Genomic DNA, 19,766 nt, shown 5'->3' with positions numbered 1-19,766 from the left:
CTAGTTTATTTTAATGTTTTAATAAAAAAGTAGGTTTCCCTACTTAAAACTATTTGCAAAGATTGTATCTAAGGTTTAATTTTTTCTTATACTTTTCTAAATCTAGTTTGTCAACTAATTGTTCTTCTAAGCCTCATTGTTTTAATAAGTCATAAGTTTTTATAACTATTTCATTATCATACAATTGTTTTTTGTGGTGAACATCTGATTCGAGGATTATTTTAACTTTTTTCTCTTTTGCTATTTTTCAAAATTCGTGAATTGGGTATTTATTTCTAAATACTTTACCAATAACTCTTGGGCCTTTCCAGAACCCATTAATATTAAAGCCGAGAGGAAAATCTAATTCAAGTGCTAAATCACAAATTTTAATAGCTAATTCTTCACATTCACTATCTCATTCTTCATATGATTTCATATAAAAATCTGGATGTACTGCATAAACATATAAACCAGTTCTCATACCTTCATCAATAGCTTTTCAATATCTTTTTAGTTGTTCTTTATTTGTACAATTACGATTAAAATTATTCTCTTCATCTAAATTTTCAACCGCATGAATACCTAAGATTAAATAGTCAACTTCAGGTCTTGATAAAAGTTCTTTATATCAATTTAATTGACTTGGGAAAAATTCACTTTCAAAACCAATATTAATCTTCATTTTGTCTTTATAATTTTCCTGTTCGACTTTAATATCTTTAATATAACTTTCTAATTCATTGTAGAACATTCTAGAGTTATCCTTTGAGTCTAAAACTCCTTTGTAGGGAATATGATCACTAATACCAATTTCAACAAAATTATTTTTGTGGTATTGATCAACTATTTCCTTTACAGTTAAATCTGAATGTTTACAGTAAAAAGTGTGAATGTGGTAATCATATTTCATATTTGTTCTCTTTCTACATAAATGTGTTCAATTAGATATAATTTTTTTATGGCAAATAACTATAAGAAAAGTCTTTTGATAAAGAAATTATTGCATAGTACTAATATCGAGGGTGCATTTGGTCAATTTTCTAAAATTATATTAGAGAATATTCATCGAATTGATTTAATCAGTATTGATACTTTAAGTGAACTTACTTTTTGTTCTCAATCAACAATCAGTAAATTTATTAAAAAACTTGGTTATGATTCTTTTGAATCTTTCAAATTTGATTTAACTGAATATTTGAATGGAACTAATAAAAGTACGAAAAAACTTAGTAATAATCAAATAAGTGAATTGATAAGTGAATTTAATAGTAAAATCTCTAATTACAACTTTAAGTCGATCACTAAAGAATTTACTAAAGCTCACAAAATACTAATTTTTGCTTCTGGTGGTTCAAATAGACATATCGAAGAATTTTATATTAGCTTAAAAAGAATGGGTATTAATGTTATTAAGGATAATGATTTTTCAACTAATTATGCTAATGCATTTAATGCTGATGAATATAGTTATGTAATCTGCGTTTCAAATAGTTATAAAACAATCGAAACAGTTCTACCTGCAAATTTAGCATTTAATAAAAGTAATAAAGGCTTTATTTTTACATCAAATAAAAGTATTAAAAGTAGAAATAATATAAAAGTATTTAACTGTTCAGAATATATAGATTCAGAAAAAATTAATCCTATAGTTTTTAGTTTACTAAGCACAATCTTTTTTAGTTTATTAATTAATTCAATATAGCTTTAATTAAAATACCAATTAATACTACTCCAGCTAAGATAAACATAGCTGGTATATTTTTTATAAACGTTTGATAAACTTTTGATGAATATTTTGCATTTTCATCAACTTTGTATTTTTTGTTATTTTTCTTTCTTAAAAAGTAAATTAATGTACCGATTGAGATGAAAAATATTGCAAAAACACTAAAAATAATAATCAAATACATAGTTATTTTAAGTTATTCATTATTCTAGAATAAACCATTGCTTTTGCACCGAAAACTGATTGAACTTGTTCACCTGATTCGACAACACCTTTAGCCCCGATTTGCATAATTGCTTCTCTATTAACTTTAGTTTTATCTTTAACTGAGATTCTTAATCTAGAAATACAACATGATATTTCATTGATATTTTCAAAACCTCCATAAAATTCTAAAAGAGATTGTGACATCTTTATGTCTTCAGGTTTTTCATCTTTAATTTTTTCATTTATAATTGTTTGATTTGTTGAATTGTTTAGTTTTTCTTTAAAATCTTTTTTAGTAAATAGTTTAAATGCTTCTTCATCACGTCCTGGAGTTCTGAAGTTAAATTTCTTAATCAAGAAGTAGAACACTCCGAAGTAAACAATGAAGAATACTGGACCAAGAACAAATAACATTCATACTCTAGAGATGTTTTGATAAGAAGGTAAATTGTAAATTAAATAAGTAATAATTCCTTCCCCTGTACCAGCTATCATTCCAACACCACTAAGATACATTGTCATGTAAACTAACCCAGTTAAAACACAGTGTACCAATCAAAGAATTGGCGCACTAAAAATGAATGTAAATTCAATTGGCTCAGTAACACCACTAAGAATTGACGAAGACACCGCTCCAAAAATTATTGGAGCTGCTTGTTTTCTTTTGTCTTTAGGACATGCTAAGAACATAGCTACAGCAGCACCAGGAAGTGAGAAAATATTTGTAGGATAAGTTCCGTTACTTATCATTGAATCGGTTGCATTGATTGGCAATCCTGCACTCATTTTTGCAATTAAAATACTGTAAAAACCAGTTACTTCTTGACCATCAGCACCTATAAAAGTACCTCCTGCAGCTGTATAACGAAGTATTGCGTTAGGAATATTATGCAAACCAAAAGGTAAAAGTAAACGATTAGTTGAACCATATAAAAATGATCCAAAAGCTCCTGAAGCTCTAATTCCATTACCTAGAGCTGCGATTCCTTTATAAATATAAATTCATAAATATGTAAGTGGGAAACCTAAAATAAATGCCGTTAACAATGTTGCAACTGGACTAAATTTAGGTCCACCAAAGAACGAAATAAACGTAGGAAATTGTAATTTGTAGGTTATTTTGTGAATTCCATAAGCTAAATAACCTGCTAAAATCCCACCAAGAGCATTCAAGTCAAAACTTGTTGAATACTTACCAAAACGATTTATAGTTTGTAGTTTACCAACTACGTTTGCATCAAGTAAGTTTTTTAATTTACCAATTTCTAAAAGTGCATATCCAGCAAAATAGAATCCTATTAATGCTACAACACCACAAATTCCAGCTGAAACTTTCTCATCTTTTGCTAGTCCAGCGGCTAAACCTATAGAAAATAAGATATCAAGGTTATAAATTGGTGCCATACCAATTATTTTTACCGAATCAGCAAAAGTTTTGTAAGCTAAACTAGAATTATAAATACCAGTTTTTTGTCCAACAGATGCAAAAATATAACCTATTGCTCCAACAATAGCTAGTAAAGGAATTATTGAAACAGGCAAAATCATTGCTCTACCGAAACGTTCAAGACCACTTCTAAGACTTTTAAAAAAAGAGTTAGAATTTTGTTTTATTGCTTTTGTCATTGTACCTCCGATTAAATTTTACTTAGTTATTATTTGTTTTATTTTTCCTATTTGGAAATTAAAAAAAGCAGAAAATTCTGCTTAAATTTTTACATCATACATTCCGTAGTGTTCAGATAGTAATGTTCTTTTCTCAATATGTCAGTTTTTTCCGTATTCTTTTACTAAAAAATCATTGTATTTTTTTGGGACTGCTATATAGAAATCATCAAATTGACACAATTCGCTGTCAAAAAAATCTCAATCAATTGGAAAAGTAGTTTTTTTCATATTTGCGTAATCTGGTCAAGTAATAATAAATTGTTCTTCTTTATTTTTAGTATCGATAACTTGGTCTATAGCCTCTTCTAAAGTTAATTTAGGGAATTTTTTTGTTCAAAAGAAGAAAAATCTGAGAAATTTTATATGTCATAATTCTTTGCTGACTTTGCGATTTGCATAGTGATTGAAATATCTTAATTTATTTTTTAGTGATCTAAATTTTCTTAATTTTTGTTGGGTTGTTGGAACAACAACGAAAAGATCTATAAAAGTTGCGTCAACTTCTTCTTCACTATCATGAGTAAATTTAGCCATCATTAGAAAATTATTTGAATTTTTTCCAACTTTAACTAAATTTGGATAATTTTTAATTAAAAATTGTAAAGTATCATAATCAATCGCTAAATCCACATCATCATCTCATGGAATCATATCTTTATGTCTGATTGCTCCTAGTAAAGTTCCATAATAAGCAACATATTTAAGATTGTGTTTTTCAAAAATGGAAATTAATTCTTTGAGAAGACTTTTTAATTTAGCGTGCTTAATGCGTAAATTCGGAGTGTCTCATTCATTATTTTTCATTTTTTTCACTTTCTATGAATTTTTTAATATTCTTAACGACAATTTTAGCATCATCAATAGTTATTAATCTAGAAATACCAACTCTGATAACTGAATGTCTTTTTTCATTTCTACCTAATTCAAAGTAATTATTCGAATTAGCTGAAACAAAATTTCTCATTTTTTCGCAATCAATACCTTTTGGTGCTTCCATGCATAACATTGAACAAGTTCTAAGATCTTTAGGAACTTTATTAACAAAATTTAATTTTTCAAGTTCTTCATTTAAGTAATTAAACACTTCTCATTTTTTTTGGTTAATAACTTGAAGAGAAGTATTATTCATGACATCAATTGATTCAGACATAGAAACAATCAAATTAATTGCTGGAGTAAATGGAGTTTGTTTTGATTCTCTATAGTATTTTAAGTATTTTCTATAGTCAAAGTAATATCTTGGTGTATTGCATTTTTCCATAACTTTTTCAGCTTTAGGTGAAATACATACAATTGAAAGTCCAGGATAAATTGAAAAACCTTTAGCTGAAGAAGCAAAAGCAATATCTACCCCTCATTCATCAAAGTTGAATTCTTCGTTTAATACCGATGAAACTGAATCACAAATTAATAATGTATCAGTATCTTTAGTTAATTTACCTAATTCACTGATATTATTTAGTACACCAGTACTTGTTTCATGATGAGTGACAAATACAGCTTTAACTTCAGGTATTAAATGTTTGAAATCATCTATATTATAGGTTGAATAATCTGGGTATCTAAAGAATAAAATGTTCTTTTCATCTTCAAGATATAATTTTAATATTTCATAAAATCTATCACCAAAATCACCCACCGAAATTAAAATAACTTTATCTTTAGAGTTAATTAAGTTAACTACAGCAGATTCCATAACACCAGTACCACTAGCTGTTATTATAATTGGTGTGGCTTTAGTAGTATTAAACACTTGTTTAAGATTATCATGTAATTTAGTGATGTAAAATTCAGCTAAATTTGAACGATGGTGAACAATACCTTTAAGAATTAAATCACTAATTTCTTGATCAATATTTGTTGGTCCGGGAGTTCATAACTTAACAACATCATGTGTTCTATAACGTTCATCTACACTGATTAAATCGTAGAAATTGTCAATTTCATAGAAATTATTTTTGCTTGTTATGTGACATTCTACTGGTTGATTTAAACTTCATAAAAATTGTTCATAATAATTTTGTTTATTTTCTGGAATTGAATAATAGTCATTAAAATGTGATCTCATATAATCACCAAAATCTTTATTTACATAACCTAGACCAGTTCATTTTAAGTCACCTTTGATCATATTTTTAGCATATTGACCAACAATTAAATTATTTCTTAAAATAAAGCAAGTTTCATTAATATGCTCATCCTCTGCACCTCAATAAATGCTTTTATAGTTAGATTCTTCAATTTCTTTAATTAAATCTGGAATAATATTTTTAGTTAAATAAATATCTCCTTCAATATATAATGTATCACCTCAATGTTCAATTGAAACTGCTAAAGATGATATATTATTTTCATATTCGAACTTATCATTTTCGATTAAAGTTACACCATATTTTTTGGCTAAATAATTGAATTGTTTTTTTAGATATCCAACCACAACATAAATTTCTTTAATTCCACTTTGATGAAGAAATTTAATATTTCTTTCAATTAAAGCTTCATCTTGGTTCGTTTCTTTATTTAAAATTTTAATCAATGGCTTAGGCACATGCTTAGTATAGGTTGTTAATCTAGAACCTTTTCCAGCAGCAAAGATAATTGCATTTTTAATCATAATTCTCCTTTATTGCGAGCAATAAATATTATTGTTCAATTTTTACATCTTCAACCATATTTTTAGCTTGAGCTAATTCAACGCTAAAGAAAGTTGTTACACCACGTTTTTGCATTGTAGCTCCAAAAAGATTATCCATTCTAGACATTGAACCATGTCTATGAGTAATTACTAAGAATTGAGTTTTATTCTTAAGAGATTGTAAATATTCAGCAAATCTAACTACATTAGCTTCATCAAGAGCTCCGTCAACCTCATCCAAAATACAAAGAGGTAAAGGACGAGCTTTAAGAATTCCAAAAAGTAAAGAAATTGCTATAAGTGACTTTTCTCCACCCGAAAAAAGTTTAAGATTTTTAATATTTTTACCTGGAGGTTGAGCTTCAATGCCAATTCCACTATTTAAAATATCATTTTTGTCTGTAAAGTAGATTTTAGCTCCTCCACCACCAAACATAGTTCTAAAAATTTCATCAAACTCATTATTTACATCATTAACTATATTTAATAATCTAGTGATGATTAATTTATCCATTTCAGCTATTGTAGCAATGATTGTGTCTTTCGCTTCTTCTAGTTCGTCATTATTTTTCTTAATTAAATCATAACGCTCTTGGATAATACTTAGTTGTTCGATAGAATCAATATTGACATTACCAATTTTTTCGATTTCTAAACGAGTTTTATCAACAAAATCTCTAGCTTGTTCAGGATCAATTTCTAAAACATAGTTAGCAACAACATACTCATGGGTTAAATTATAATAATTAGTTAATCTGAACTTGTCATTTTCTAAAGCTTGCTTAGTTAATTCATATTTAGTTGAATCTTCACTATAGTCTTCAATTAAATCAGTTAACAATCTCTCTAATTCTGATTTTTCGCTATTATATCTTGAAAAATCTGATTCATATCTTTCTAAAAGTGAATAATCAACTTTAAGTGAAGACTGAAGTTCTTCCAATTTATACTTAACTACTTCAATATCAACAACGTTAATGTCATTAACTTCATCACTAAATTTAATTTCTTCTGTTGTTATATTTTTTAATTCATTAGTATATTCAATAAGTTCTTTTTCGGTATTTCTTTTATACTCTGAGATTGACACTAAACGTTTGTCGATTTCATTTTTATTTCTAAATAATTGTTCAATTTTATTTGAAATATCGTAAACTAAATTTTCTTTTTCATCCAAATATTCATTAATTTGTGGGAGTAGATTTTCTAATTTAAGAATTTGTTCATCAACTCCAAGTAATGAACTGGCATTATTGATTTTTTCACCACCAACAACAACACCACCAACTCTAATAGTGTCACCATCTTTAGTTACAACCATGTATTTTTTATCAATAATTTCAGAAATTTTATTAGCTGATTCAACATCTTCAACAACAATAATATTTCCTAATAAGAATTTAGCAAGTAGTTTAAATTCAGGTGAATATTTAACTAAATCAGAAGCAATTCCAATAAACCCTGGATATCCTTGAATTGCTAAAAGATGGTCGTCACGAACACTCTTAGCTTGGATTGAGCTCATCGGAATGAATGTAGCTCTACCACCATGATTTTTTTTCAGGAAGTTAACGGCTTCTACAGCTGTTTCGCTATCCCTAACCACAACGTATTGTGCAGCATTATTCAGAACTGTGTCGATTGCAGTATGAAATTCGCTATTAACTTCAATTAAGTCGGCAACAAGTCCTTTATATCCTTTAAATAATCTTTTATTGTCAAGGATTGTCTTTGTTCCTTTAAATAGATTACTATGACTTTCTTTTTGTTGTTTAAGAATTCTAATATTTGTTTCAATTTCAATCTTTTTCTTATTTTTTTCATTTTTATCTAATTCAATAGATCTTTTTTGGATTGTAAGGTTGTCATTTAACTTATCAAGTTCACTTCTTTGGGAACTCAACTTAGCAATCTGTTCATCATAAGTTTTTAATTGATGATTTGAAGTTTCAATTAAGTTTTTAAGTGCGCTAAGTCTTTCAGAATTACTACTTCTAAGTTGACCTGATGCAATTAATTCTCTTCTTTGTTTTTCTTTTTCTACTGCAACTGATAAAGCATTATAACTATCTCTTAAAGCATTAATTTTTCCATTTTTTTCGTTAATTCCACGTCTAAGATCAGTAATATCAATAGTTAATTTTGTGCATTTTTTATTATATTCATCAATACGTTTTTTGTAATCAACCTTAGTTTCATCAACACCTCTAAGTTTTTCACTTAAAACACTCAATTTTTCAGTTCCAACAGTAATATCCCTACCAAGAAGTGCGATTTCAACCTTTTTTAATTGATCAGTTTTTTCAAGAAATAATTTAGCCTTTTCAGCTTGCTTTTGAAGTGGAGTAAGTTGTTTTTCAAGTTCATTAATAATGGTCTTTACTTGACTTAATGACTGAGAAGTTTTTTCGAGTTTTCTTTCAGTTTCGGCTTTTTTAAGTTTATATTTAGAAACACCAGCAGCTTCTTCAAAAATTGCACGTCTTTGTTCGTCTGTAGCTTCAGCAATTTCTGCAACAGTACCTTGAGAAATAATTGCTAGAGAAGATTTACCGATTCCAGTTTCCATTGCAATCATTTTAATATCTTTTTGTCTTGAAGGTTCACCATTAATAAAATATTCGCTGCCCTTATTTCTTGTAATTTTTCTTGTTATTGATATATAGTCTTCTTCAAATTTTGATAAATGTTCTCGATTGTCAAAAGTTAAAGTTACATATGCTTTATCCATAGCTGGGACAATTTTTGATCCAGTAAAAATTACATCATCCATATTATCACCACGAAGCTCACGAGAAGATTGTTCTCCTAAAACTCATTTAATGGCATCGTTGATATTACTTTTACCAGAACCATTTGGACCAATGATTCCAGAAACTCCTCCATCAAATCTTAAAACAATTGGATCAGCAAAAGACTTAAATCCATGCGCTTCAATTTTTACTAATTTCATTATCTATTCTCCTTAGTTTCGAGATTAAGCTTTTTAAGTGCATTTTCTGCAGCTTTTATCTCAGCTTCTTTTTTACTTAATCCAATTCCTTCGCCATAAACAATTCCATCATGAATTGCTTTTGCACCAAAACGCTTTTCATCAAGAACTTCAACTTGATAAATGACAGACATTTTATTCATTGACTGAAAAATTTCTTGTAATACCGTTTTGGCATCTTTATTTTCTTTGTTATAAAATTTATCAATGGCCGGATAAAGAAATTTTCCTACAAATTTTATAGTTTCTTTTAGCCCTAAATCTTCAAAAATTGCACCAGTGATCGACTCGAATAAATCAGCTTGAACTTTAGCTGAAGTTTTAACTTCTCTAGCAGCTTCGCCTCCAGCTGAATAAACTAATTTTGGGAGACCGATCATTTGTGAAATTTCTGAAAGTGATGAAGTACTTACGACTTTCGAGCGTAATAAAGTACCTTTTCCTTGTAACATTTTTGGAAATTTTTTGTAAATATATGAAGTTGTTATAAATTGTAATAATGAATCTCCAAGGAATTCAAGTCTTTCATAACTTTGAAGTTTATTATTTTGACTTTTAGATGGGTGAGTTAGAGCCAAAATATATAATGTTTTATTTTTGGGTTTTATATCATTAAAATGAAAAAATTCATCTAGATTTTTAGCTTTGATTATATCCATTTCTCCCTACTTTGTTTTCATATTATATATTTTAATATTTTATTTAATAAATGTAAATAATTAAAAACATCAACTACTCAGTTGATGGAAGTTTATTTAATGAACTGACGATTTTTTGATTCAGGTTTTTATTTAATCCTAATTTAATTTGATTTAGTGCGCCAACATAAGATTTATAGTCGCTTGAACCATGACTTTTAATGGCAAGTTTTTTAAGACCAATTACTCAAGCTGCACCAACATTTCTATAATCTAAAGTTTCAGAAACATCTTTGAAAGCGCCTTTTAGAAAAAGGTAACCAATTTTTCTTAAAGTTTTTTTCATAATATTTTGCTTGATTAAATCTTTGAAACTTAGAATTGCACCCTCAAGTGATTTTAATACTAAGTTACCACCATAACCATCAATAACCGCAATATCAGTAGTGTAATTTAAAATATCTCTTGGTTCTTGAAAGCCAATGTAATTTAAATTTTCTGTTTGCATTAATTTTTGATTAGCTTCACGAACAATCTCGAGTCCTTTATAATCTTCGGTACCAATATTTAGTAAAGCGACTTTTGGATTTTCAACATTTAATAAAACTTTAGCATATTCATTTGCAACAATACTTCATTCAATAAGAAAATCACTTTTAGTATTTAAATTTGCACCAACATCTAATAAAAGAAATTTTTTACCTTTTATTGTAGGCATAATGGGCATAAATGCAGGACGAGAAATTCCTTCAAGTCTGCCAAGAATGAAAGTGCAAAGAGCTAAATATGAACCTGAATCTCCACTTGTTATAACTGCATCTGCCTGATTATTTTTTACTAAATTGATTGCTTCTTTCATTGAAGTATCTTCGCGGAGCATATTTCTAATATTTTCATCAAATTTAACCGTATTAGGATTGTCAATAATGCTTATTTGGGGATGTTTTTCACTTAAAAATTGATCAATTTGTCCTTTATCACCAACAAGAATTATTTCAATATTTGGATTTTCTTTAACAAAATAAAGTGATGCTTTAATCGAAGCTTCAACACCTTTATCATTACCGTTAACATCAAAAGCTATTTTAAAATTCATTATTCTACACCTATAATAAATTGATAATTTGGTTGATTTCCATTAATGATTTCAACTTCAATATCAAAATTTCCTTCAATTCAGTTTTGTAATTCAATTGCATCTGATTCGCTGGCTACATCACCATAATAAATGCTTATAATTTCATGATTTTTCTTAACCATTTTATTAATTAATTTTTTAGATGATTCTAAATAAGTTTCACATGAAGCAATTATGTTACCACGAGTAATTGAAATATACTCACCTTCTTTGATATTTACACCGTTAAGTTTAGTAGTGCGAACAGCTTTAGTAACTTCTCCAGTAGTTACATCTTTAATTGCTTCAAGCATAATTTCTTGATTATCTTCAGCACTATTATCTTTGTTAAAGTTTATTAAAGCAGTAATACCTTCAATTTGAGTTTTAGTTGGAATAATGATGACGTTTTTATCATTAACTACTTGTGCAGCTTGTTGTGAAACAAGTAAAATATTTGAGTTATTCGGTAGAACAAAAACTGTTTCAGCATTTACAGAATTAATCGCTTCAATTAAATCTTGAGCACTTGGATTTTGAGTTTGTCCACTTTCAATTATGTAATCGCAACCATATTCACGCATTCTTTCGATGATTCCTGAACCTAAATTACATGAAATTATTCCACAAAGACTTTTCTTTTGTTCGTCTTTTGACTCTTTTAAGTCTTTAGCTGTAGCTTTGGAGTTATTTGCTTGTAGCGTCATATTCTCAGATTTAATCTTAATAAATTCACCATAATTTTGTCCAAAATTCAACATTTCACCAGGTTTAATGGTGTGACCATGAACTTTTAATATATTTTCATCGTTAACAACAACTAAACTAGTAGCTATCTCGCCAATACTTTTAGTAAATTCTTCTTTGTCAAAAATATCAGGATTTGATAAATCAATAATAAATTCTGTACAATACCCAAATTCACCATCGTAAACATCAGTGTCATTGATAAATTTATCAATTTGTTCGCTACTTTGAGAAATTTCTACTGGTTTACCTGCGAAGAATTGATACATTCCATTAAAAATTGTATAAAGCCCTTCACCACCACTATCAGTTACACCAACTTCTCTTAAGGTTTTTAATTTGTTTGGTGTATTATCACAAGAAATACGAGCAAAATCAACAACTTTTTTAAAGAATTCTTCCAATTCTACATCATTACGATCTTTGAATTCATTAGAAAGCATCTCACTGGTTTCACGAATAACTGTTAAAATAGTCCCTTCAATTGGTTTTAATACAGCACTGTATGCTTTTTTAGTCGCAGCAGCGAATGCAAAAATTAAGTCTTGAGTACTTGCAGAACTAATCGAAACAAAACCATTTGCTAGACCACGGAAAATTTGACTTAAAATAACTCCACTATTCCCACGAGCTCCAAGAAGCATGTTTTTTGCTATTTCATCAGATAGCTTACTTAAATTCGCTTGCTCAAAATTCATTTTTGAAGCAGCTCCTTGAATAGTCGAAGCCATATTTGTTCCTGTATCACCATCAGGAACCGGAAAGACATTTAATGCGTCAATTCTATTTTTTGCATTAACGAGAGCATTAGAACCTGAAATAACCGCTTGAGCAAACAGCTTACCATCTAACTTCTTACTCATAATGTACTCCTTTAATAAAAATGTTTATTCCATAAAGTTTTTCTTTGTTTTTGCTTAGAATAAATTTAAGTTGTTTGTAAATTTGATTAACAATGCTTTTAGCTGATAGACCATACAAAATCACTAACGAGCAACCAAAACGTCAACCTTTTTGAAGTTTTTCCACTTGTAAAATTTCATTTATATCTTTTCTGTTTTCTTCATCAATTTGATCGCTACTTAAATTAATTTCATGAATACTTACAATTCCAGGGATACTACTTAAAACCTGTAAAAAAATTTCTCTTGCTTGTTCTAAATCCATTATGCCTCTTTTGTGTAAGTAAATACTTACAATATTTTAAATTAGTTTTAAAAAAATTATAATATATTTATGGCCGAAACAAAATGTAAAGCAATATTACTAAATTTAACTCACTCCGATGATAATAAAAGCTTTTTAACTTTCTTAACAAGCGAAGGCATAATGCAACTTTATGCACATGGTTTAACTAAACCCGATAGTAAAAATCGTTATAATCTCTTTATCGGTTCTATTATTGAAATAAGTTTTTTTAAGGCTAGGCTTAAAGGTAGTGTTGGGAAATTAAAAAAAGCTACTTTAATCAAACAAGTAAACAGTCAAAATCGAAGTGAAATAAAAACAGTAATATTATTATGCAAAATATTAAAAAACTTCAATTTTAAGAATAATATAATTAACTTCTATTACTATTTTATAGATAATATTGGAAAAGGTAAGAATAATTTTTTAATCACTATTTTACTGTCAAAATTAATTTATAATTTTGGAATAAAACCAGTTTTGAGTGCTTGTGTAGAATGCTTGAATCAAAAAGATTTAGTTGATTTTAAAATTTACAAAGGTGGTTTTTTATGCAAAAATCATGCAATAGAAATTATTCCTATCCAAGACTTAAAGTCAATTTTTAATCTCTTTTATGATTACAATCTTTATCTTCAAAGTGCTGGTGCACAAATAAATAAATATTTAAAAAATGAATTTCTTAATATCCTTATTGATCATGGAGTTAATTTTGACTAAAGTTGATAAAATAGAACAAATTCATTAAACTAGAAAACTTTTATTTTGATTAAAAATAATTCTTGGAAATATATTTCGTTCATTTAATTTTTATACTAGATAATTAAATTGATTAAAAAAATTACTAGTATAATATAAAAAATATTAATGCTTAAGGAGTATAAAATGCATTCAGTTAAAAAAGTTTTATTAAAACCAAGTTATTACGACAAATGAGAGAACTTCAAAATCAGTGGTTGGGTTTCTTCAAACCGTGGAAATAATAAAATGCGTTTTATAAATTTAAATGATGGTTCAACTGTAAATAACCTTCAATTAGTTATCAAAGGAGAAAATTTTGATTTTGGTTTACTAGATACTATCAAAATTGGTGCTGCTATTGAAGTAGTAGGTACTTTAGTTGCAACGCCAAATGCACCACAACCAATTGAATTAGTTGTTAGTGAATTTAAGTTACTTAAAAATACTGAAGATTTTCCAATTCAAAATCAAGAAATTTCACTTGAACTACTTAGAGAATTACCTCACATTAGACATAGAACAAATATTTTACGTGCAACAATGTTAATTCGTTCAACACTAGCTCAAGAAATTCACAAATATTTCATCGCAAATGATTTTTACTATATGTCAAGTCCAATTATCACATCAAATGATGGAGAAGGAGCTGGTGAAACTTTTAACGTTGATGATAACTCAAAAAATCCATTTTTTGGTGGTAAAAAATCAACTTTAGGAGTTACAGGACAACTTCATGCAGAATCTTATGCTATTGGAATGAAAAAAGTTTATACTTTTGCTCCAACTTTTAGAGCTGAACATTCTAATACTAAAAAACATGCTGCTGAATTTTGAATGGTTGAACCTGAAGTTGCTTTCTATGATTTAAATGATGTTATTCATCTTGCAGATGATATGTTAAAAGTTGTTATAAGAAATACTTTAGCTAAAAATAAGTTTGAATTTGATTATTTAGTTAAACATCATGACCCAGAACTTATCAATAGATTAAACAAATTCTTAGATAATGAATTACATATTATTGATTATAAAGATGCTATCACTGAATTAGCTAAAGTTAAAGACAAATTTGAAAATAAAGATATTAAATTCGGTTTAGATTTAGCTACAGAACACGAAAGATATATTTCTGAACAGTTATTTAATGGACCTGTTGCTGTAATTAACTTCCCTAAAGATTTTAAGGCATTCTACATGTACCAAAATAATGATAATAAAACTGTAGCTGCTTTTGACTTATTAGTTCCAGGTATTGGTGAATTAATTGGTGGTTCACAACGTGAAGCAAATTATGATAAATTATTAAAAAGAATTAATGAATTAAACATTCCTGCTGATGATTTGGCTTGATACTTAGACTTAAGAAAATTTGGAGATAGTGGATCAGCTGGATTTGGATTAGGTTTTGAACGTCTTGTGATGTATGTAACTGGTGTTGATAACATTAGAGATGTAATTCCTTACCCAAGAACTGCTGGAAATATCAGAATGTAGTTGTAGATCATGAACTTCTGTTCATGATTTTTTTTGCGCCCCTTAAGAAAGAAAAAACCACTTCAATCGAAGTGGTAAGAACATTATAATTCCACTTAATATATCCTAGTGGATTTAATTCTTTATAACTTCGCCTAATTTTACTTGGAGCGAAACCCAATGCTTTATAACCTCGCCTAATTTTACTTGGAGCGAAACCCAATGCTTTATAACCTCGCCTAATTTTACTTGGAGCGAATCCCAATGCTTTATAATGTTCATAATAATTATAACATTCTTTTTATATAACTACTTAAAAATTCTAAATCCTTAGCTATATTTGTATCATACTTAAGCCTGTGATTTGAAATCGTTTTTTTATAATGTCTATTTATTTTACCAATAATTCTACTTCTATTCTTCTTGATAAAATTGTATTGTTGAACTAACAATGCAGTATATTTATCATTTTTACCAAACTTAATTTTTTTAATAATATTTTCATAAACAGGTATCATCTTATGTATCATTAACAACCCAGTGAATTTTCCATTTTCATCATAAATTTTTTCTATTCTATCAGAATTATTTGAAATATATGGATGTTTTTGTTTAGGGGAAGTTAATGGAACTACAAAAATTTCTTTATTTATAGAAACAAGTAAACCTAAATGTGGTTTGGTTTTATATTCATAACTCTCATTGTAGCTTATTTCTTTATCTTCTTCATACAACGCTTTTAAATAATCAATATCCACCTCATAAAAAGCTATCTTTTTAAGAATTAAGGGTGGCGGAAAAAATGTGTGGAGAAATTATTCTCTACACATTTTTTACCTGACCCAGAATTAAATAATTTTTATTTTCTTTAGTTTTTTTCATATTACTAATTATATATATAATTTCCATCAAAATTTATAAAATAAAAATGCAAGCCTTAGCTCACATACTTAATCTAATTAACTTTAATTTTAATAATATATTTAGTTAACACTTCCATATTTGGATTAATTGAAGGACAGTGTGTTTCAAAAGGCATAAATAACATAAATGAATCTTCACTTAAATTCATAACTGTTTCTTTATTTTTCATTTTGAATAACACTGTATCACTTTGTTTATCATACTCTTTTAGAATATCTTTAGCACTTAATTCAATTTGAGGTGCAAAAACAACTAATTCTTCAACCCCTGATGATAAGTGAATGTCAATTGTTTCGTAGTGCATTTCGCATACTAGATCTTTAATATCAACTGGTTTGACTTCTTTTTTAACAAGTCAAATCTTATCAGTAATTTGATGTTTACCATTTTCGAAAGTTTTAATATCATTTTCTTTAATTCATTTATATGCGGTTTCGATTTCTTTACTGATATGTTTATATTTGTGCATATTTGTCAATTTATCAAAAATCATAATTATCTCCCTTTAGAATTATAAACAATTAAATTAGGATTTTGTCTATAACCACGTCCTTCTTTTGCTTCTGGTTCACCATTTAATACGGTTGCATCAGCTGAAAAAGAATTTGAAAGTTTAAAAATACTTTGTCCAACTCCATAAAAATCTACTGGAGCATTGTTATCTTCAAATAATTTAATTTTTTCTGGATTAAAACCACTCGAAACAACAATTTTATAGTTTCTAGCACCGATTTTATCCAAGTGATTTCTAAGTCTTTTAACTTGTTCGACATTAACTCCATATTGAGCTTCTTCATTATCAAACATATGATCAACCATATTTTTTGAAGTATCTAACCTTACACCTCAAATTTTATCTCCCATTGCTTCAAAAATTTTAGTCGACTCAGAAATTACATCATTATGATAATCAACTAAAGCAATAAGCTTATTGTTCGGAAAATGTTTATAATAGGCTTTCATTGCGGCAACTAAATCACCTCCAAAACCTTGGATTAAAACATGCGGAACTGAACCGAATACTTCATCAGAAACTTCTTGTCTTTGAGCGTCTGTAGAAACACTTTTAATTCCAGCAAGTGCAATAGCTTTTCCATCTATTTCTTGATTAATATAATGATCAGCTCTATCACCCATAAAAATTATTGGTTTACCTTTAGCTGCTTGAACACAAGCATATCCATTTGAAGCTATCGATGTGCTTCTAGCCAGAATTCCATCGATAACACCTTCTCACATCCCGAAATCATGGTAATGTCCTTCCAATTCTAGGACAATATCTAAATTATTTATGTGTGTTCCATCAGGTAAATATCTAATTGTATATTTTGATGTATCAGTTTGAGATTTGAGAAGTTCTAAAACTTCACTCATTCCAGCTAAAATTGCATTATCCTTTCTTTGAAAAAATTGCAGAATAATAACATTATTTGGTTTCTCATTTTCGAGAATAACTTTGGTTTTTTCAAAATAAGAAGCTGTATACTTCTTCATGTTTGTCATAAAATTCCTTTCGAAATAACTGTTATTTCATTAAGTATCTAGTTATAATTGGAGTAACTTTTTTATAAAATTCATTTGATAATTTTGTGGTAAAAAAATCCCTCAAAACTCCTTCAAGTTCAGGTTGATTAATTGGGTTCATCTCTAGAATTATTGTCAATAATTCTTCAAATTCAGGTAGATTTACTTTATGTTTAGACATTATTTCAGAAATAAATTTATAGTTTCTGATTCTTGGATAGTCATAATAAACATAACCATACCTAGTTTGAATTTTTCTTTTGTAAAAACCATTTCTTTGAGGTTTTTTCTCGTCATCTTTTGATATTAAATTATTTAGTTTCTCAAAGAATAGTTCAAATTCGGCTTTTAACATAACATTTATAATGAAGGTAAATTTATCACGAATTTCTAAAGTTTTTTTGATTTTTAATTCATTTATTTTCTTTAATGTCATAAATTACCTCCACTATTTATTTTTTTACCTTTAATGATCAACGTTCATTTTTTTCAATAGTGAATTGAGGAAGTAAATCATCAAGTTCATCTTCAGTTAAAGATTTACCTTGCTTTATACTCTGGTATAAAAACGCTGAATAAGTCACATAATCAAATTTAGGCTTAGGTTTAACAATTTCATAAATTAGTTGTCCACCAGTAGATAAAGCCTCTTTAACTGGTACATCTGTATCCTTAAAAAGTTCTTTTAATTCCTTGTTTAGTTCACTAAGATTACTTTTTAATTCAACAATTTGTTCAGCAATAATTTTTGCTCTATCTAAATCAACGCTTTTATTCATAATTCCTCCCAAAATTAATATCTAATATATTTTACTAAATTATCTTTTTTATATCCTAAAGTGTTGCTAATTTTTAATAATTATAAGAAATTAAAACCTTATTATTTTAATTTTATTTTATTTATTTAATACTGCAATAAAAAAAGACGAAATGTCTTTAATTACACTAATTGATCAAAAATATCATCACCAGTTTCAGTTTCGATTTCAGCACCAAAATTTCTCGCAACAATGTTCCCTAATGTTCCTAAACCATTAAAGTTTGGGAGAACTTTAGGATTTTTAAATGATTTTGAATAAATTGTTGCTGGTAAGAATTCTCTTGTATGATTGAATCCTGGATAAAGTGGGTCATTACCATGATCGGAAGTTATTATCAACAAGTCATCATCATTTAAAACATTGATTAATTTGCCCAATTTAACATCTAGGTTAGCAATATTTTGAGCATATCCATGCACATCACGACGGTGTCCATAATGTGAGTCGAATTGAACTAAGTTTGTAAAAATAAATTTATTTTCTGATTTTTCAGTTGCTAATTCAATTGTAATATCCATTCCTTTATCATCCGAACCGCTTGGTAAGTGTTTTGAAATTCCTTGACCTACAAAAATATCATTAATTTTACCGATAGAAATAACTTCTACACCTTTATCTTGTAGTTTATTTAAAATCATTTTTCTTGGTTGATTTGCAAAATCATGACGATTAAAGGTTCTTGTGTATTTACCATCTTCACCAATAAATGGTCTAATGATAATTCTTCCAACATTTCATTCAGGTTTTGATGAACAAATTCTTCTTGCCTCACGACCATATCTATTTAAGTTATCTAAACCAATTCATTCTTCATGTGCGGCAATTTGAAGAACTGAGTCCATTGAAGTATAAACAATAATAGCACCAGTTTCTTTTTGCTCTTGAGCATATTCATCAATAACTTCAGTTCCTGAACCTGAGCGATTGCAAATAATTTTTCTTCCATCAAATGCTTTCGAAAGTTCATCAATTAAATCTTGTGGAAATCCATTTTCAGTAAAGGTTGGGAATGGAACAAGAGTTTTTATTCCCATCATTTCTCAGTGTCCTGCTAAAGTATCTTTTGCATTAGAAACTTCTTGAACTTTAGCCATATATGCAAGTGGTTTTGGAACATGATAATTTCCATTTAATTCAGCAATATTACCAATTCCAAGTTTTTTTCAATTATCAATTTTAAATTCTTCAGCTAATGAAGCTGATTTTATTGTGTTAGCTCCTTTATCACCAAAAGCTTTTTGATCACGATCTGGTCCAATTCCCAAACCATCAGTTACTATCATAAAAATACGTTTAAATCTAGCCATTATATCTCCTTTAAAATAGTATTTATATTATACATCCTTATTTTAATTTAGTTTTAGCGAAAAATTTTTCTATTTT

The 19,766-nt window shown here is 27.9% G+C and carries 19 protein-coding genes; 3 read left to right on the top strand and 16 right to left on the bottom strand.

From position 1 onward, the window contains the following. Positions 1-49 precede the first annotated feature (49 nt). Entirely contained in the window at positions 50-892 is an 843-nt protein-coding gene (locus FOY43_RS00800) for a histidinol-phosphatase (protein ID WP_146308657.1), read from the bottom strand. Positions 893-940: 48 nt separating this feature from the next. Between FOY43_RS00800 and FOY43_RS00795 the strand changes: the two genes are divergently transcribed. After that, on the top strand, positions 941-1,684 hold the full coding sequence (locus FOY43_RS00795; RefSeq protein ID WP_162847751.1) for a MurR/RpiR family transcriptional regulator: 744 nt from the start codon (positions 941-943) through the stop codon (positions 1,682-1,684). Here the strand turns inward: FOY43_RS00795 and FOY43_RS00790 are convergent. The 9 genes from FOY43_RS00790 to FOY43_RS00750 form a co-directional block, all read right to left on the bottom strand. Next, on the bottom strand, positions 1,671-1,892 hold the full coding sequence (locus FOY43_RS00790) for a protein O6-alkylguanine-DNA alkyltransferase domain-containing protein (RefSeq protein WP_146308653.1): 222 nt from the start codon (positions 1,890-1,892) through the stop codon (positions 1,671-1,673). The genes FOY43_RS00795 and FOY43_RS00790 overlap by 14 nt on opposite strands. Positions 1,893-1,894: 2 nt before the next feature. Next, the gene (locus tag FOY43_RS00785) at positions 1,895-3,541 is read right to left on the bottom strand and encodes a PTS transporter subunit EIIC (protein ID WP_146308651.1); all 1,647 of its coding nucleotides are present in this window, start codon (positions 3,539-3,541) and stop codon (positions 1,895-1,897) included. Positions 3,542-3,622: 81 nt separating this feature from the next. Beyond that, entirely contained in the window at positions 3,623-4,387 is a 765-nt protein-coding gene (gene mf1 / locus FOY43_RS00780) for a diacylglycerol cholinephosphotransferase Mf1 (protein ID WP_146308649.1), read from the bottom strand. Then, the gene (locus FOY43_RS00775; protein ID WP_146308647.1) at positions 4,377-6,197 is read right to left on the bottom strand and encodes an aminotransferase class V-fold PLP-dependent enzyme; all 1,821 of its coding nucleotides are present in this window, start codon (positions 6,195-6,197) and stop codon (positions 4,377-4,379) included. The genes mf1 and FOY43_RS00775 overlap by 11 nt, the downstream gene beginning before the upstream one ends. Before the next feature lie 28 nt (positions 6,198-6,225). Further along, positions 6,226-9,171 (bottom strand): AAA family ATPase, encoded by a 2,946-nt coding sequence (locus FOY43_RS00770; RefSeq protein ID WP_146308645.1) that lies wholly within the window; start codon positions 9,169-9,171, stop codon positions 6,226-6,228. Continuing rightward, the gene (gene rnc, locus FOY43_RS00765) at positions 9,171-9,869 is read right to left on the bottom strand and encodes a ribonuclease III (protein WP_146308643.1); all 699 of its coding nucleotides are present in this window, start codon (positions 9,867-9,869) and stop codon (positions 9,171-9,173) included. Before rnc ends, FOY43_RS00770 begins: the two co-directional genes overlap by 1 nt. A gap of 73 nt (positions 9,870-9,942) precedes the next feature. Next, positions 9,943-10,944: a phosphate acyltransferase PlsX gene (gene plsX, locus FOY43_RS00760; RefSeq protein ID WP_146308641.1), complete on the bottom strand. Its 1,002-nt coding sequence runs from the start codon at positions 10,942-10,944 to the stop codon at positions 9,943-9,945. Further along, positions 10,944-12,575 (bottom strand): DAK2 domain-containing protein, encoded by a 1,632-nt coding sequence (locus FOY43_RS00755; protein ID WP_146308639.1) that lies wholly within the window; start codon positions 12,573-12,575, stop codon positions 10,944-10,946. Before FOY43_RS00755 ends, plsX begins: the two co-directional genes overlap by 1 nt. Beyond that, the gene (locus FOY43_RS00750; protein WP_146308637.1) at positions 12,568-12,879 is read right to left on the bottom strand and encodes a hypothetical protein; all 312 of its coding nucleotides are present in this window, start codon (positions 12,877-12,879) and stop codon (positions 12,568-12,570) included. Before FOY43_RS00750 ends, FOY43_RS00755 begins: the two co-directional genes overlap by 8 nt. Positions 12,880-12,948: 69 nt before the next feature. On the opposite strand from FOY43_RS00750, the gene FOY43_RS00745 reads away from it, so the two are divergent. Together FOY43_RS00745 and asnS are read left to right on the top strand one after the other, a co-directional pair. Beyond that, positions 12,949-13,620 (top strand): recombination protein O N-terminal domain-containing protein, encoded by a 672-nt coding sequence (locus tag FOY43_RS00745; protein ID WP_146308635.1) that lies wholly within the window; start codon positions 12,949-12,951, stop codon positions 13,618-13,620. 165 nt (positions 13,621-13,785) lie between these two features. Further along, the gene (gene asnS / locus FOY43_RS00740; RefSeq protein WP_146308633.1) at positions 13,786-15,135 is read left to right on the top strand and encodes an asparagine--tRNA ligase; all 1,350 of its coding nucleotides are present in this window, start codon (positions 13,786-13,788) and stop codon (positions 15,133-15,135) included. A gap of 266 nt (positions 15,136-15,401) precedes the next feature. Here asnS and FOY43_RS00735 read toward each other — a convergent pair whose 3' ends face one another. From FOY43_RS00735 to FOY43_RS00710, 6 genes are all read right to left on the bottom strand, one after another. Further along, positions 15,402-15,872, bottom strand: a complete 471-nt coding sequence (locus tag FOY43_RS00735) for a type III toxin-antitoxin system ToxN/AbiQ family toxin (RefSeq protein WP_162847750.1) — start codon at positions 15,870-15,872, stop codon at positions 15,402-15,404. A 197-nt stretch (positions 15,873-16,069) separates the two neighbouring features. Next, complete coding sequence (locus FOY43_RS00730) at positions 16,070-16,531, bottom strand: YhcH/YjgK/YiaL family protein (protein ID WP_146308629.1); 462 nt, start codon at positions 16,529-16,531, stop codon at positions 16,070-16,072. A 2-nt stretch (positions 16,532-16,533) separates the two neighbouring features. Continuing rightward, on the bottom strand, positions 16,534-17,541 hold the full coding sequence (locus tag FOY43_RS00725; protein WP_146308627.1) for a nicotinate phosphoribosyltransferase: 1,008 nt from the start codon (positions 17,539-17,541) through the stop codon (positions 16,534-16,536). A gap of 22 nt (positions 17,542-17,563) precedes the next feature. After that, entirely contained in the window at positions 17,564-17,998 is a 435-nt protein-coding gene (locus FOY43_RS00720; protein WP_146308625.1) for a transposase, read from the bottom strand. A 16-nt stretch (positions 17,999-18,014) separates the two neighbouring features. Continuing rightward, positions 18,015-18,341 (bottom strand): hypothetical protein, encoded by a 327-nt coding sequence (locus tag FOY43_RS00715; RefSeq protein WP_146308623.1) that lies wholly within the window; start codon positions 18,339-18,341, stop codon positions 18,015-18,017. Positions 18,342-18,502: 161 nt separating this feature from the next. After that, positions 18,503-19,690 carry a phosphopentomutase gene (locus tag FOY43_RS00710; protein ID WP_146308621.1) on the bottom strand — a complete coding sequence of 396 codons (1,188 nt, stop codon included), beginning with the start codon at positions 19,688-19,690 and terminating at the stop codon, positions 18,503-18,505. Positions 19,691-19,766: the final 76 nt, after the last annotated feature.

This window comes from Mycoplasma anserisalpingitidis, assembly GCF_007858495.1.
Classification (GTDB): domain Bacteria; phylum Bacillota_I; class Bacilli_A; order Mycoplasmatales; family Metamycoplasmataceae; genus Mycoplasmopsis; species Mycoplasmopsis anserisalpingitidis_A.
Note: the sequence above shows the minus strand (reverse complement) of the source record. Positions and strands in the feature narration are given on the sequence as shown.